The following is a 15,623-nucleotide window of genomic DNA, read 5'->3' on the forward strand; positions in this document are numbered from 1 at the left end:
GAGGCGCAGGCAAAGTGAAAAAGTGTTAGATTGATTGCAGTTCAATCTAACACTTTTTTGCTATATCGTTCTAGTTATACCCACCCTCTTTTTGTTTTCCCAAAAAAAACGCCTGCACGAGAAGCGTACTAGGCGTTTTGCTTATTACTTAAATAAGGCGCTATATTCAGCGTAGCCTTCTTGTTCTAAATCCGCTTTTGGAATAAAACGAAGTGATGCAGAATTGATACAATAACGCAAACCACCTAACTCTTGAGGACCGTCTGGGAAGACATGTCCTAGATGAGAATCAGCTTCCTTACTTCTTACCTCTACACGACGCATTCCGTGAGAAGTATCAAAATGCTCCGTCACATGCTCTTGTGCAATTGGTTTTGCGAATGCTGGCCATCCACAACCAGAATTGAATTTATCATGGGAGCTAAAGAGTGGCTTTCCTGAAACAATATCTACATAAATTCCTTCTTCAAAATGTTGATCATATTCATTACGAAACGGTGGCTCAGTCCCATTTTCCTGCGTTACATAGTATTGCATATCTGTCAGTTCTTTTAAACGTTGCTCTTTATTCATTTTTTATGCCCCCAATGTTGTTCCTGAAATGCCTTGCGACCAGAACCTACTGCATAACGTTCGTAGTGCATTGGATTTTTTTATAATAATATTGATGGTAGTCCTCCGCAGCATAAAATGTGCTTGCAGGTAAAATTTTTACAGCAATCGGCTTATCAAACTTACGAGAAGCTTCTAAATCTGCCTTTGAACGTTCAGCTAATTCACGCTGCTCTTCATCATGGTAAAAAATGACCGTTGTATAGGATTGTCCACGATCAAAAAATTGCCCACCAGCATCCGTTGGGTCAATTAATGTCCAAAATGTAGCTAATAATTGCTCGTATGAATAGATGTCATCATCAAATGTAATTTGAACCGCTTCTACATGACCTGTTGTTTCCGAACAGACTTGTTCATAGCTTGGATTTTCAACATGTCCACCAGTGTAACCAGAAACGACAGCTTTAATGCCCGGTGTTTCATCGAATGGCTTGACCATACACCAAAAACAGCCGCCTGCAAATGTCGCATATTGTATTGCCATTTATTTTCACTCCTTATTTTCCTGGGACGATAATTTCCAATAAAATCTTATCGTTCGGTAAGTCTAATTCCTTCGCACGAACCCTCGAACCTGAAGCAATATTTACTCGCGATAAATCAATATAAATTTCAGCTTTATTTGGATTGACCGTAATCCATGAAGGGAAATCCACCGAATCTCGCATAATTTTCATGGTCGTCTCCGGCGGAATGTTTAAAAGCCCTACATTCATCCCTGTTTGCTTTAAAATAATATTGCCTTTTTCATCAACGATCGGGTCAAAATTCATTGAAATCGGAATTTCTGTATAAAAAACAGTTAATTTACTTCGTAATTCAATATCATCTCCAATGGTAAAATCCAATGGCAATGGTGAGCCTTTAGCTGTGTCCTTTAAATATTTTTTGGTAATTGACTCCAACTCTTTCGTAGTCGTTTGTACTACAAGAACATTACCTGTTACGTTTTCTTCACTGTCTGCACTCTTCGCTAATTCAAATCCTTCAACTGGCTTCGTTGCTAAATAAACGACGAGGAGAATTGAAAAAATAACCATACCTGCTAACGCAAAAAATGCGAATTTCCATTTATTCATTTTTTCACTCCCCGAAGCCTATTTCCTTATTAATTTTTTGTTCCATTTTACATTGCTCCATTGCTGCTAAAATTCGCTCCGTCATTTTATCATACCCCTTTGCATTGGGGTGAAAAAATCCGTGTGATAGACCAGTTCTTCATTTGAATCAAACAAGTCTTCTACAGAGACATAACAAGCGTTTGAATCCTTACTTGCTATTTCTTTGATAACGCTATTCCATTCTGTAATAATCGTATCAAATTCATTATCATTGGTGACAATTGAAAAGGGATTATAAAACCCGATAAGTAATAACGGTACAGTTGGATTTTTTGCACGTATATTGTCAATTATTTTACTGTAACGATTCTCATAGGTTAATAATTCCTTATCAAAGGCATCTCTTTTTAAGTTAAACAAGTCCTTTTTGACGACTTTCATTACATCATTGCCACCCATTGTTAATGAAATAAGCTGTGCTTGTTGTAACTCTTCATCATAATGCCCTTTTTTTAATAATTTTAATAGCTGATCGCTACGTCTTCCTCTTTTTCCCCGATTCTCAACCTTAACTTCTGATATCGAAGTCCAAGCTAACATTGAATCTGCTAATCTTCCAACATAACCGTCTTGACTATACTCATCCCCGACACCGTCTGTTAATGAATCTCCAAGTGCCAAGTAATGTAGTTGTTTTGCGTTGTCATCATCAATTTGCCGTAAATCCTCTGGTGTAGGCTCAAAAAAATGTTCAAAAATTTGCGTCAATACATTACTAGAGTGCTTTGTCTCTTCCTCTGCTTGTTGCTCATCCTGTCTCATATCTTGCTCCGTCCCTGACTGTTCATGTTCATCGTCAGCCTGCGGACTCGGTTCATCTATTGATATTGCACAACCACTTAGTATTAAGACGGTCAAACATGACAAAATAATTCGCCAGATGCCCATTTGACCACCTTCCATCATTTGCTGTTAGTTCTATTATAGATAGTTGTCACGACAAAGAAAAGTGACGATGCTCCAATTTATCAAGAAAAATCTAAGCATATTCATCTCAATACTTGTTAACCATCTTCCAAGCTGACTAAGAACAGTAAAAAGCTACTACAATTACTTATGTAGCAGCTCTTATCAATTATTCGGCAAAATAAATAAAACCAATTGCACCTGGACCGGTATGTGTAGAAATAATGGGAGAGGTAAAGGCAATTTCTACCTCATCAAAGCCTGTTCCTTCTACTAATTCTTTTAAGGGACCACCCATTGTTGTTAAACCGTCAGCATGTGAAATTCCCACAGCTTTTACTGATTTACCAGCAGTATCAGCTTGGAATTGCTTAAATAAGTAATTGACAACCTGTTTGTGACTACGAACTTTTGACACAGGATTATATGCGCCACCTTCTAAGTTCGCAATTACTTTTATGTTGAGCAAAGAACCGATAAAGCCTGTTCCTTTACCAATTCGACCGCCCTTAATTAAATTTTCAAGTGTATCAACAATCACATATAAATGTGTATTTTCACGTACTTTGTCTAAACGTGCGACGATTTCTTGCACAGTCGCTCCTGCATCGCGCATTTTAATGGCCTCTCGTAATTGTATCGCAAGCCCAATTGCAATAAAGCGAGAATCAATGACAGTTACATTTGCATCTGTCATTTGTGCCGCCTGTCGAGCTGATTCGACTGTTCCACTCATGCCACCTGTCATATGAATGGAAAGTATTTGATCTCCATCTTTTCCAAGCTCGTCGTACAATTCTTTAAATTTCCCTGGTGCAGGTTGAGAACTTTTCGGCAAATCTTTCGCATTTTTCATTAAACCTAAAAAAGTTTGTGGCTCTAAATCCACTCCATCTATATACGTTTTCCCATCAATTTGAATGGTTAACGGCACAATATGTATACCGTGTTGCATTACTTCTTCTTTTGTTAAATCACAAGTTGAGTCCGTTACAATATGAATTCGTCCCACTTCGACACATCCTTTTACTTCATTGAAATTATTATATAGACTAATGTTTCCATATGTAAACATGACATTTGTCATCTGACTTGTCTATTTCAAGTCTTTTCATTTACGCTACCTTGGATACTATAGCCTTTTTTCATTAAATTTGTCTAACATTTTCCTCTATAAATCGACATGACATTTTAGATAAGTAAATATATGACAAACATACATAGGAATAGTCCACTGAATAGGCTATTGTAAATATAGAACGAAGGAAGGGTGTACAATGATGAATTCATTTGACTATAAAACACGGAAGGAAGAATTGTGGAATGCCATTACTCACGGGGTAGGGTTGCTCGCAAGTATTCCAGCACTTGTAATGTTACTATTAACGGCTGTTCACAACGGGCGATCACTGTATATTACAACTTTTAGTATTTTCGGTGCGTCTGTCATTATCTTGTTTATGATGTCAACCTTACTCCATAGTCTGCCTGAAAAATATAAATATTTTTTTGCTATCCTCGACCATTCCGCTATTTATATTTTAATTGCTGGGACCTACACACCATTTTTATTAATCGCACTTGGAGATACATTGGGCATAACACTATTATGTATCATATGGTCGCTAGCCTTACTTGGGGTGTTATTTAAATGCTTTTTTATTCATCGTTTTAATATCCTATCTCTTGTTTTCTACATTGTTATGGGTTGGCTAATTATTTTTGCCATAAAGCCAATCTATCTGTTCTTAGGGAGTGATGGCTTTGCTTATTTATTAGCTGGTGGTTTGTTCTATACAATTGGTGCTATCTTTTACGCGTGGCGCTCACTTCCTTATAATCATACAATTTGGCATCTGTTTGTGTTAGCAGGGTGTGGTTCAATGTATGCTTGTGTGTATCTGTATTTATAAATTAATGCATCCACATGAAACTATCAAAGCAAGAACTTGCACAAAGACTAATTCTTGCTGAACAGTATATTTCAGAAAACGAAAATAAATGGGTTAAAGCTTATTTTGAATCATTTAAGGAGTAAAAAGAGACAGCGATTGCTGTCTCTTCTTCAACTAAAGCACCCCGTTACTTTAAGTGAAATGTTTCACAAATTCCTTTTTCCCAATTGCTCTTTAGCCTGCATCTGACTTTAGCTTACTAAAGTCCAAGTTTTTCAGTCGTTCTATTTCAATAAATATCATTAATTTATCGCCGTCATGCCAACACCACTCAAGACTCTCATCCGAATCAACGGTTAAAAGTGAGATCCATTCTGCTCCAGGCGTTGGATCATATGCTAGTGTAGAATGCGAAGGGTAACCTAGAAGATAGTCCGAACTTTTATGTAGAGAATCCCGGATTTCGGTGTATATGTCGCTCTGTGCATCATCGAAAGGTCAGTCATTCAACTGGTATTCGTCATAAGGAATATCAATAGTCGGGAGAAACTCAATCACTGTGGTCTTGCAAATATCTGAATTGGGTGGCATCATCGTCTCAAGATTCGTTGTTTCGGGAATAAAGATACCATGAATATATCCGTCCTCAAACGCCTCTAGATAACCACCATCTTCATTATTATAATCATCTGCTACAAAGAGACTTAGGAGTCCTTTCGATGGCAGACCTCTTTCAGTTGAAGCGATTTCTGCGAAATTGATCTTACCAAGGAAGCGATAAGGCTTCTTCTCATACGTTGACCATTCGCTACCAACTGGTAAATCAGGTGCTCCTCCAAAACGACTACAGCCCAATTGTGGTTCGGCATCTGTATGCCTAAGTATATCAATTGCTGGCCTCAATACTTGAGATAAATACTCTTTATGATTTGCAATATTTGACTGTTCAATCATCTCTAGAAATTTATTCTTAATCATTATATCCTCCCTGCGTATGATTTTCTTTAAATGCGGTTTGAATTTCCCACATATTTAATTGTACTTCATCGTATTTGCGAAACCAACAATAATACCAATAATGGAAAAATATAGACAATTTGTTGAGAGTTAACAACACTATTCAACTAACCTGCAACATTAGATTGATTTAATGTTGTAGTAAATTGGGGCATCTGTGTTAAAAAAGAGGATAGATAGAGCCAATTTATGTAAGCTCTTCTATCCCTTTAATTTCTATATATAATGTGTGATATTAAATTAGAATTCACTATTAATAATAGTTTCAGCTTATAACTTGACTTCTAATAAAAAAGCTCACACCGTGCGTTTTTTGCAAGTAGGACAACTATTATTTGCTGCTAAATCCTACTAACTGTCATTGTCTGCGTTCAAAAATTTGATATTGAAATGTGTATCCTTCAGGTGCTGTTTCTGGTTCTTGTGACGCAACTAAAACAAACTCTTCTTCATATGCTGGAAAAAAAGTATCCCCTTTAAAAGCATGATTAATTTTTGTAATGTATATGCGATCAGTTAGCTCCATAGATAGTCTAAAAATTTGTTCACCGCCAATAATCATGATTTCCGGCACGTCCCCTGCTAACGCAAGAGCTTCCTCAATACTTGTCGCCGTTTCTATTCCATCCGCACGATAATTTGCATCACGTGTAACGACAATATTTCGTCGTCCTGGTAGCGGTCGTCCAATCGATTCAAATGTTTTACGTCCCATAATCATAGGCTTGCCCATCGTTTTTTCCTTAAAATATTGTAAATCTCCCGGTAAATGCCACGGCATACCGTTTTCATAGCCAATAACATGGTTATGATCATGTGCTACTATTAATGAAATCATGCTTACCCTCCAAGTTATATCCTTCATTCTATTATAAACATATTTTTACTTTACTATCGGAATATTTCTGCTCATTATTAAAAAAATTTTCTTAATTGATACTAAAACCTAGTAAAATTATAAGAATAGTTTATAATAAGAGTTATTACTTAAACGATTAAAGGATGATGATCATGACACGTTTAACAAAAGAGGCTATTCGCTATATTCAAGAAACAGCTAGAATACCCCATTATTATGAAATGACACCACAGGAAGCAAGAAACTCACGTACAGTTCCACCATGGCAATCTAGCCATTCACCACAACTTGCTTCTATAGAAAATAAAAAAATTAGCGTGCGTGATGGCCAAGAAATAAATATTCGTATTTACATTCCGGAACAGGCAGAAAAATTACCCGTAATTATTTATTATCACGGTGGTGGCTGGGTATTCGGCAATTTAGAATCCGCTGATGCAGGTTGTCGGCTACTTGCAGACAAAGCCCGTGCCATTGTCGTATCCATTGATTATCGCTTAGCACCAGAATACCCATTCCCAATACCTTTACACGATGCCTATGATGGTTTACTGTGGGTTTTTGATAACATTGCAACTTTTGGTGGTGATAATAGCCAATTATCAGTAGCTGGTGATAGTGCAGGAGGAAACTTAGCAACTGTTGTTAGCTATTTAGCTGCTACATTTAATGGCCCTAAAATCACTGCGCAAGCATTGATTTACCCTGTTGTAAATCTTGATTTTACGACGGCTTCTTATAATGCTTATGGCGAACACTTTGGTTTAGATAAACAAGGGATGCAATGGTTTGCAGGGCAATATACGGAGACAAACTACTTTACGAATCCACTTGTCTCCCCTTTGCACATTGAAAACTTGAGCGTTCTTCCCAAAACAATGATTATTGCGGCAGAAGCAGATGTACTCTACGATGAAGGACTTGCATATGCTCAAAAATTAGCTAGGGCGGGTGTTTATGTAGAACATATCCCTATGGCTGGTTTGATTCATAGTTACTTCAGTAAAATGGCGTTTTTTGAAGCAGCCACAATTGAAACAGTTGAAAAAATTGCGACATTCGTGAAATAAGTTTGTGTAATGCTACTAAACAATGCGATAATAGAGCAAAATGTTTTTTAAAGGATGACAACATGACACAAACTATTGCTTTACAAATTAACAATCAATTTGCAGGACCATTAAAAAAGGGTTATCCGCTTATTTTAAAAGATGCCGTTGATACACGTAAACTACCTTCTGAAGAAGGTGCCTTACTTCGTCTATTAGATATTCATAACCGGTTTATTGGGACTGGCTATTATGGTATCCAAAATAAAGGCATTGGCTGGCTGTTAACAACCGATGCCGATGAAGAAATTGACAAGACTTTTTTTGCAAAAAAAATTAAAAAAGCCGTTCAAAATCGTGAATTATTCTTTAACAATCCTAATACGACTGCTTTTCGTGTCTTTAATGGCGAAGGTGATGGCATCGGAGGTATAACAATTGACTTCTTTGATGGCTATTATATGGTGAGTTGGTATAGTGCCGGCATTTATTCATTTAAAGAGGTCATTTATGAGGCACTTTCAGAAACCGTAAACTATAAAGCGATATATGAGAAAAAGCGTTTTGATAGTAAAGGGCAATATATCGAACAAGACGATTTTGTAATGGGCACGCCTGGTGAGTTTCCACTAATCGTGAAGGAAAATGGCATGAATTACGCTGTCCATTTAAATGATGGTGCTATGACAGGCATTTTCCTCGACCAGCGTGAAGTACGACTTGCTATTCGTGAACGCTATTCAAAAGCTAAAACTGTGTTAAATACATTTTCGTATACAGGTGCGTTTTCTGTAGCAGCAGCTCTAGGTGGAGCTATAAAAACGACAAGTGTCGATGTAGCCAAACGTAGTTTAGCCAAAACAATTGAGCAATTTAGTGTCAATGATATTGACTATGAAGCACAGGATATTAAAGTAATGGATGTATTCCATTATTTCAAATATGCACAACGCCATCAGTTGAAATTTGACCTCGTTGTATTAGATCCTCCTAGCTTTGCTCGAACAAAACAAATTACGTTTTCAACTGCTAAAGACTATCCTAAGCTATTAAAGGATGCAATCGCAATAACTGAAAAAAATGGTATTATTGTGGCTTCTACGAATAATGCAAGCTTTGGTATGAAAAAATTTAAAGGATTTATCGAGCAAGCATTTAATGACACGCATACTCGTTATAAAATTGTGGAGGAATACGGTTTACCAAAGGATTTCCGTGTGCCACGTGAGCATCCTGAATTCAACTACTTAAAAGTTGTTTTTATTCAAAAGCTAAACTAAAAAGAGTGACTTAAGTAAAGTCACTCACAAAGCTAGTAGACAAAGTCGAGTTTTTCAACTTTGTCTACTATTTTTTCTTAAATCAAGCTTCCATTAAGTTCTTTATCTGACATAGCAAAAGCTTTGACTCAACATCTAAAAGCGAGAGTGAAAGTAAAAGTTTTATTCCCTTTTTATGACTACCAATCCATAAAAAAATAAAAGTGTTAGACCACCTTCCTTCAGTCAACCTAACACTTTTTTGAGCGTATAGACGCCAAATTTATAATCATTCCCCATTTCGTTATCAACAATTTTTACGCGAATGCGCTGAAAACATATTCAGTAAAAATGGTGCTAGACAGAATCAATTTGTCGATTTTCTAAACTATCGCTTTTTTGCATCGGTTCTACTATTCGCGGTCTTACTGCTTTGTACCATTGTAAGCAAAGCATGAAAATGATCATCGCATCAATTACATCTCCACCATAATACATAACCTTACTTCCGATTTCTGCTTGTGCTATTGGCACACCTTCAGGCGGATGCGCATAAATATATTTTGATAAAATTCCATGTCCTACTAATGCAATAATTAAAACGATTGCTCTGTAAATAAAGGATTTTCTGTAAGGAACGGGGTCTACATAAAGAATAGAGATCGTAAATACATACCCCGCTAGAAATACATGTAAATGGACAACTACATGTAAGAAACTATTGTCATGCATAAGTGCATATAGGTTAGTCGTGTATAATAACCAAAGCCCTCCGATATTCAGTAAAGTCGCAACTATTGGATGTGTAAGTATATGGAGAGGCCAGCTTTTTAGTATTTTGGTAAGTGCACGTGCTAATGAAGTACTCAAAGTTCTTAGTAAAAGTGTCATAGGCGCTGCCATCACAATAAGCAATGGCGCTAACATGCCTAAAAGTAAATGACTCACCATATGTGCCGTAAAATCCATCGTTGCACGATTTGCTAAAGGCCCAGCAACCGCTATAACCGCTAATACTATCCCTAAAACAAAACATACAATGCGATAAAGTGGCCACGTTTTATAATGACGATTTGAAATAACAGTAGCACTAATATACATGATTAATAAAATACTAAATAACAATAAAAAAAATAGTTGTGCATAATCGTGTAGAAAGCCGTCCTGATTCATCTGAGCAATATGATTACTATGTTTAGCGCTCATAAGATGTAGCCTCTTGTATGTGATAAGCGTTTTTAGTACGCATAGTAAGATAAATCCCTATAATAAGTAGTGTTGCAGCAAAGATATTCCAAATTAAATCGTATGTTATTACATTTTCTACATACCTTATCTGATGTATCCGCATTAACTTATGTTGAATAATACCATCATATAATTGAAACCCTCCTGCTCCTAAAAATACACCACCTAGCCATCTTGCTAACCTTAGTCCATTTTTGCGACGTAAATCTGCAAATAAAAATAAACCTGCAATTGTCGCAAACCAACTAAATGCGTGAAAAAAACCATCCGATATTAAACCAATATCAGTTGTCGATTTATCGTAAAAATGATGCCAGCGTAATAGTTGATGAAAAAAGGTTTCATCTATAAATGCAACTAATCCTATACCAAAAAGAAACCCTGACCATACATTTCGCTTTGCATAAGGATGTCCATTTTTTAGCATTGAACGATTATTCTCTTCATGGGTTTTTATAATCATTCCTTCTTTCTCTAAGTTTGTGTTATTATTCCCTAATGTCACAGCGATTACACCTTCAATTAAATAGTGCAAATGAAGTTAATAATTGGCACTAATAAAAGCCCCTAAAATCTTCAATCTTTAGGGACCTATCACTTCATTCTTATAATTTTTAGTGTGGGTAATGTGAACGAAATCATTCACAAAATTTTCGCAGTGCCGCACTCAATTCTTCACTAACCATTAGTACACCATGACCAGTGATCATTACATTAGGCTTTAATGCTGCTAACTTTTGGCATGCCATCAAGCAATACAATTCTTTCTTATGCGGATTCCCATATAGCACTAGATTGACAAAACTGTATACATATATACCTTATCTAATACTTCTAGTAACAGTTACTATCAGTCAAAAATAGTTTGTCAAAATCTTCAATTATGTCTATGCATTATTTAAAGTATAGAATGACAATAAAAAGACAAAATATAAGTTCGTAGTGTTTCACTACTTATAGGGCTGCTGAGAGAAATCAAAGCAGCTTTTTGTTATTTTTCCCTATATTTCAAGTCATCAATTTTTCCATAATAGCCCAAACTTTATTGTACGATGAATGGGGTTGCTTTTTCTCATTTTGAATCCCACGTCTTACTAAACGAAATCCTCTTGCTTCAAGATCTGCAATAGCAACATCTAACTCTTTATTATTTTTGCGCTGTATTGGCGGTAATCGAAACACACCATTTTGTGCTGATAAACGATTAAACATTTCTACATCCCCTTAAAATGTAATCGACTTAGCGTGAGCACATGATATATGATTTATTCAACTAAACTGCCGGTATATATGTCCAATTTAAGAAAAAGAAAAAGTGTTAAATTGACATTAGTCAATCTAACACTTGAGTACAAGTTGCTTCCCGTTCTTCGCTCCATAGGGTCTATCTATCATTTTGGATAACGATACTGTCATCGTACATAAACAACGAAAAGGATAACTTTACTTTATTTTACATTATGCATTATTTGCCAATATTCAGCAGTATTCGTTCTGCGATAAAATTTATAGAATGGCTCATGTGGACGTGCATGTTGTTGATATACCCCAATTATATGCTGTAAAAGGCTGGCTATTTCTTGCACGGAAACGCCTTTAGCAAATAGTGTACCCGCCTGTGCTTTTGCCCCCATTGGAATAGCACCTAAATAAACATCGAAGCTATCTTTTTGATAGACAAGTCCAATATCATCATAGACGGCATTATAGCAAGCGGACGCACAGCCATTGACATTTAGACGCAGTCTGGAAGGCACCGTTTGTCCCTGCAACTCAATGTATAATTGTTCTGTTATCTCCGCCGCTTCCATCCTCTCTCCATCACAAAAATCACAAGCCTTGAACGCAACGATGGAGCCTGATGGTGTCATATATAAGCCCGCTTCTTGCAGTTCACTTATAACGTCTTGAACTGTTTGCGTAGGGATAGACAACAATAGATTATAGGATGCTGAATATTTAAAGGCCCCACTGTCCCCTACGACTTCTGCAATTTTTTGAAATTGCGCGGGTGTATAATGTTTATTGATAATACCAGGACTTACTGCTAGACGAGTAAATTGACCATCTATATTTAATTTTTCAAATGTACATTCTGGTATATTTGAACGAAATGCATTCATTTTTTATTCTCCTTAAAAAAGATAACATCTAGCTAGCTCTCTGAAGTTATTAAAAATTTTCCGGATAGAATCCTCTAGCCAAAATGTTGATAGCCTCTGCCGCACGAACCCCTTCTGAAGCAGCTGAAAGTGGTAATATGACAAAACGCTCATTGTGCACAGCATCTGTTTCCTTTAATGCAGGATCATTTTTCAGGAAATGTATTTTGTCTTCAGCACTTTGAGAACCGTAATCAATCACGACAATTACTTCCGGATTGCGTTCTACTGTTTCTTCTTTTGAGACAGTTGTCCATCCAGATTCAACTTCACCAAAAATGTTTTTACCGCCAGCGACAGTGACAAGCTCATTCATAAAATTTTGAGCAGCAGTAAAGACTTCCTTATCTCCACTATCATAGACAAGCACACGTAGCTCCTTTTCTCCTTGCGGTAATTTTGCACGTACTGCATCAACTTCTTTTGTCATTTGATCGACTAATGCTTCTCCTCGATCTTCAACACGGAAAATTTTTGCGATATTGCGAATATCCATAAAAATATCATCTAATGTTGGTTTCGTTATACTTGAAGATTGATGTAAATATGTGTGGATACCAAGTGTCTCTAATTCTTCTGGTGTACCAACACCCTTTTCACTAAAGCCACTTTTCCATCCAGCGTATAAAAAATCGGCTTCACTATCTATCACTTGTTCTTTTGTTGGATACTGCTCTGCTATTACTGGTACTTTTTCGTAGGCAGCTTGTAAAGGTTCATAAATTTTATCATCCAAATAGGCTGTACCAACCATTGAATCTTCTAAGCCTAAAGCTAACATAATTTCCGTTACATGCTGATTTAAACTAATCGCCTTTTTAGGTGCTTCTGTATAAACTTGTGTAGTACCATTATTGTCAATGGTTACTTCTGTCGTCTCGCTTTGAGCAGGCTCGATATGCTCACTTTGTGCAGCACTTTGCGAATTGTCTTTCGCACTACAAGCGCCTAAAATGCTTATAATCGCAATGGCAACAACTAGCCACATGCCTTTCCATTTGTTCATGGTTCCATTTCTCCTTTAGTTATGTATTTGGATTTGTATAGGAAGAAATCAATGATTTCCTTGCTACTAGCACATAAAAAAAACCCCTTGTTTCCAAGAGGGTGTCATAGTGATAAATACATTGGGTATTTAAACAATCACTATCACCATCCTCGTGGTGTTAAGTAAATAATACATATTGGCAGGTATCCTGGCTTAGGTTCATCGCTTATACGTCTTCCCATAGTTCAACTACAGTGACTATTGTATAAACTCCCCATTTACAGTTGCGGGACAGCATCGGAATTTCACCGATTTCCCTTTTAAGCAAATGACTAAAGCCATTTGCACCAATATATAGCAGTTTTTAGTTATAAAAATAGACTAGCAGAAGGTATTTTTGATTTCAATCACACAAAAAAATCCATAAATGATACTTGTTAATAAACTATCACTATTTAAACACGAATGCGAACTATTTGTCACGAAATGTTTGAGCGATCATTCTGGTACAATGAGAAGAGACTACATTAGAAATGAGGATTTTTATGTATAAAACGATTGGTGTGCTCGCACATGTCGATGCAGGAAAAACAACTTTTTGTGAGCAATTATTATTCCACACAAATAGTATCCAATCTCGTGGAAGAGTCGATCATCAAGATACATTTTTAGATAATCATGCAATTGAACAAGCCCGAGGAATTACCATTTTTGCGGAACAAGGACGGATGCAAATAGAAAATGATACATATACGCTGATTGACACACCCGGGCATGTAGACTTTTCACCTGAGATGGAGCGTGCTATACGTGTAATGGATTATGCCATCATTATTGTCAGTGCAGTAGAGGGTGTACAAGGTCATACAGAAACGGTTTGGCAATTGCTCCGTCAATACCATATACCAACCTTTTTCTTTATAAATAAAATCGACCGCGAAGGGGCAGATATCAATGCGGTGATGAACCAATTACAAAAAGACTGTTCCGACAACATCCTATTAATCGATGCCCCATTACGCAAAGATTTTATACAAAGCTATATTGCAGAGTGGCTAGCCGAGCGCGATGAACAACTACTCTAGGCCTTTTTAACAGATACACTCGATGCCTCAACGTGCCTGTCACAATTACAAAAGATGATTAACGAAGAGCGAGCATTTCCCTGCTTTGTTGGTGCTGCTTTAAAAGATATTGGGATCAAGGAATTTGTATCACAGCTTCCTCTCCTGACAGAGACACACTTCGACCATCAAGCACCCTTTCAAGGGGAAGTATTTAAAATTCGCCATGATGGCACACAACGCTTAACTTTTATAAAAGCTTTACAAGGATCATTGCATACTCGTGATGACTTTGCATTTGGCGATGTTACCGAAAAAATAACTGAAATTAGGCTGTATAATGGGCGTCGTTTTCAGACAGCCCAAGCCGTACAAGCAGGAGACATTTTTGCAGTGAAAGGGCTTAGCATGGCGAAGATAGGAGACATTTTAGGAAGTACACTACTCCCAAAACCTTATGAACTTGTGCCTACATTACAAGCAAAAGTACTGTATGAAGGGCAACAGCATATAAAGGAAATTTTACAGATTTTTCGTTTACTAGAAGCCGAGGAGCCATCGTTACGAGTCGTTTGGCAAGAAAAATCCCAAGAAATTCATGTACATATTATGGGTGTCATACAACTTGAAGTACTTGCTGAAGTATTAAAAAATCGCTTTTCACTTGTTATTACCTTTGATAAACCTCAAATTTTGTATATGGAAACTATTGCAACGACTGTAACAGGCTACGGACATTTCGAACCGCTCAAGCATTATGCCGAGGTACACTTATTCATGGAGCCGAACATCCGCGGAACTGGGAATACGTTTGTTAATGCCTGTCATGCTGATGATTTATCAGTAGGTCACCAACGCCTTATCGAAAAACATTTATTTGAACGCGAGCATCACGGTTTATTAACTGGTTCTCCTGTTACTGATATTCGCTTTACACTGTTGACAGGACGAGCTCATATCAAGCATACCGAAGGAGGAGATTTTCGGGAAGCTACTTTCCGTGCATTAAGACAAGGGCTAGAACAAGCCGAAAATATCTTACTTGAGCCCTATTACCGCTTCAAAATGAAAGCGTCCAATGATTTTATCTACTGAATGATGAACGATATTCAACAAGCAGACGGTACTTTTGACTCACCGATCTTGTCAGAGGAGCAAGTCATTTTAACAGGACGTGTACCAGTTGCAACATTTATGCACTATAGTACTACTTTTGCTACTTACACAAACGGCAAAGGCTCTTTATCTTTACAATTCGATGGCTATGATATATGTCATAATAGCGAGGCAATAATCGCACAAATCAATTATAATAAACAGGCTGATCCTGACTATACGTCGTCAAGTATTTTTTGTGCAAAAGGAAAAGGCTATGCAGTTCCATGGTATGAGGCAAAAGCAGCCATGCATTGTCTATAAAATAAAAAGGCATCGAAATTT

The 15,623-nt window shown here is 36.9% G+C and carries 13 protein-coding genes, 3 pseudogenes and 1 riboswitch; of the genes and pseudogenes, 4 read left to right on the forward strand and 12 right to left on the reverse strand.

All coding sequences use genetic code 11. The annotated features are described in order from the left end of the window. Positions 1-144: 144 nt before the first annotated feature. From msrB to LO754_RS12160, 5 genes and pseudogenes are all read right to left on the reverse strand, one after another. Entirely contained in the window at positions 145-573 is a 429-nt protein-coding gene (msrB, locus tag LO754_RS12140) for a peptide-methionine (R)-S-oxide reductase MsrB (protein WP_025219593.1), read from the reverse strand. After that, positions 570-1,099 (reverse strand): annotated as a pseudogene (msrA, locus tag LO754_RS12145) (peptide-methionine (S)-S-oxide reductase MsrA). The gene msrB and the pseudogene msrA overlap by 4 nt, the downstream one beginning before the upstream one ends. A gap of 13 nt (positions 1,100-1,112) precedes the next feature. Next, the gene (locus tag LO754_RS12150) at positions 1,113-1,694 is read right to left on the reverse strand and encodes a YpmS family protein (protein WP_024364120.1); all 582 of its coding nucleotides are present in this window, start codon (positions 1,692-1,694) and stop codon (positions 1,113-1,115) included. Between the two features lie 81 nt (positions 1,695-1,775). Then, positions 1,776-2,624 (reverse strand): GDSL-type esterase/lipase family protein, encoded by an 849-nt coding sequence (locus LO754_RS12155; protein WP_231784421.1) that lies wholly within the window; start codon positions 2,622-2,624, stop codon positions 1,776-1,778. Between the two features lie 187 nt (positions 2,625-2,811). After that, a complete protein-coding gene (locus LO754_RS12160) occupies positions 2,812-3,654 on the reverse strand; it encodes a DegV family protein (protein WP_025219595.1) in 843 nt (280 codons plus the stop codon). 265 nt (positions 3,655-3,919) lie between these two features. Here LO754_RS12160 and trhA point away from each other — a divergent pair, with 265 nt between their 5' ends. After that, positions 3,920-4,555, forward strand: coding sequence for a PAQR family membrane homeostasis protein TrhA (trhA, locus tag LO754_RS12165; protein WP_231784422.1), 636 nt, complete (start codon positions 3,920-3,922; stop codon positions 4,553-4,555). A 216-nt stretch (positions 4,556-4,771) separates the two neighbouring features. On the opposite strand, the pseudogene LO754_RS23875 reads toward trhA, so the two are convergent. Then, a pseudogene (locus tag LO754_RS23875) lies at positions 4,772-5,515 on the reverse strand (YwqG family protein). 397 nt (positions 5,516-5,912) lie between these two features. Next, positions 5,913-6,392 carry a dihydrofolate reductase gene (locus LO754_RS12175; RefSeq protein WP_024364114.1) on the reverse strand — a complete coding sequence of 160 codons (480 nt, stop codon included), beginning with the start codon at positions 6,390-6,392 and terminating at the stop codon, positions 5,913-5,915. 173 nt (positions 6,393-6,565) lie between these two features. On the opposite strand from LO754_RS12175, the gene LO754_RS12180 reads away from it, so the two are divergent. Together LO754_RS12180 and LO754_RS12185 are read left to right on the forward strand one after the other, a co-directional pair. Beyond that, positions 6,566-7,483 carry an alpha/beta hydrolase gene (locus LO754_RS12180; RefSeq protein WP_231784424.1) on the forward strand — a complete coding sequence of 306 codons (918 nt, stop codon included), beginning with the start codon at positions 6,566-6,568 and terminating at the stop codon, positions 7,481-7,483. 62 nt (positions 7,484-7,545) lie between these two features. Further along, positions 7,546-8,742: a class I SAM-dependent rRNA methyltransferase gene (locus LO754_RS12185; RefSeq protein ID WP_108030284.1), complete on the forward strand. Its 1,197-nt coding sequence runs from the start codon at positions 7,546-7,548 to the stop codon at positions 8,740-8,742. Positions 8,743-9,078: 336 nt separating this feature from the next. On the opposite strand, the gene LO754_RS12190 is transcribed toward LO754_RS12185, so the two are convergent. From LO754_RS12190 to LO754_RS12210, 5 genes are all read right to left on the reverse strand, one after another. Beyond that, the gene (locus LO754_RS12190; RefSeq protein WP_231786319.1) at positions 9,079-9,894 is read right to left on the reverse strand and encodes a cytochrome c oxidase assembly protein; all 816 of its coding nucleotides are present in this window, start codon (positions 9,892-9,894) and stop codon (positions 9,079-9,081) included. A gap of 22 nt (positions 9,895-9,916) precedes the next feature. Beyond that, positions 9,917-10,432, reverse strand: coding sequence for a DUF2243 domain-containing protein (locus LO754_RS12195; RefSeq protein WP_231786320.1), 516 nt, complete (start codon positions 10,430-10,432; stop codon positions 9,917-9,919). Between the two features lie 545 nt (positions 10,433-10,977). After that, positions 10,978-11,181 carry a hypothetical protein gene (locus LO754_RS12200; protein ID WP_024364109.1) on the reverse strand — a complete coding sequence of 68 codons (204 nt, stop codon included), beginning with the start codon at positions 11,179-11,181 and terminating at the stop codon, positions 10,978-10,980. Positions 11,182-11,417: 236 nt separating this feature from the next. Beyond that, positions 11,418-12,092 (reverse strand): precorrin-3B methylase, encoded by a 675-nt coding sequence (locus LO754_RS12205; protein ID WP_231784425.1) that lies wholly within the window; start codon positions 12,090-12,092, stop codon positions 11,418-11,420. A gap of 49 nt (positions 12,093-12,141) precedes the next feature. Next, the gene (locus LO754_RS12210; protein ID WP_229386801.1) at positions 12,142-13,137 is read right to left on the reverse strand and encodes an ABC transporter substrate-binding protein; all 996 of its coding nucleotides are present in this window, start codon (positions 13,135-13,137) and stop codon (positions 12,142-12,144) included. Between the two features lie 163 nt (positions 13,138-13,300). Next, positions 13,301-13,486: riboswitch (cobalamin riboswitch) on the reverse strand. 178 nt (positions 13,487-13,664) lie between these two features. Here LO754_RS12210 and LO754_RS12215 point away from each other — a divergent pair. Further along, positions 13,665-15,602 (forward strand): annotated as a pseudogene (locus LO754_RS12215) (GTP-binding protein). The last annotated feature ends 21 nt before the right edge of the window (positions 15,603-15,623 follow it).

Source organism: Lysinibacillus sp. GJ-1, from assembly GCF_021166035.1.
GTDB lineage: Bacteria > Bacillota > Bacilli > Bacillales_A > Planococcaceae > Lysinibacillus > Lysinibacillus sphaericus.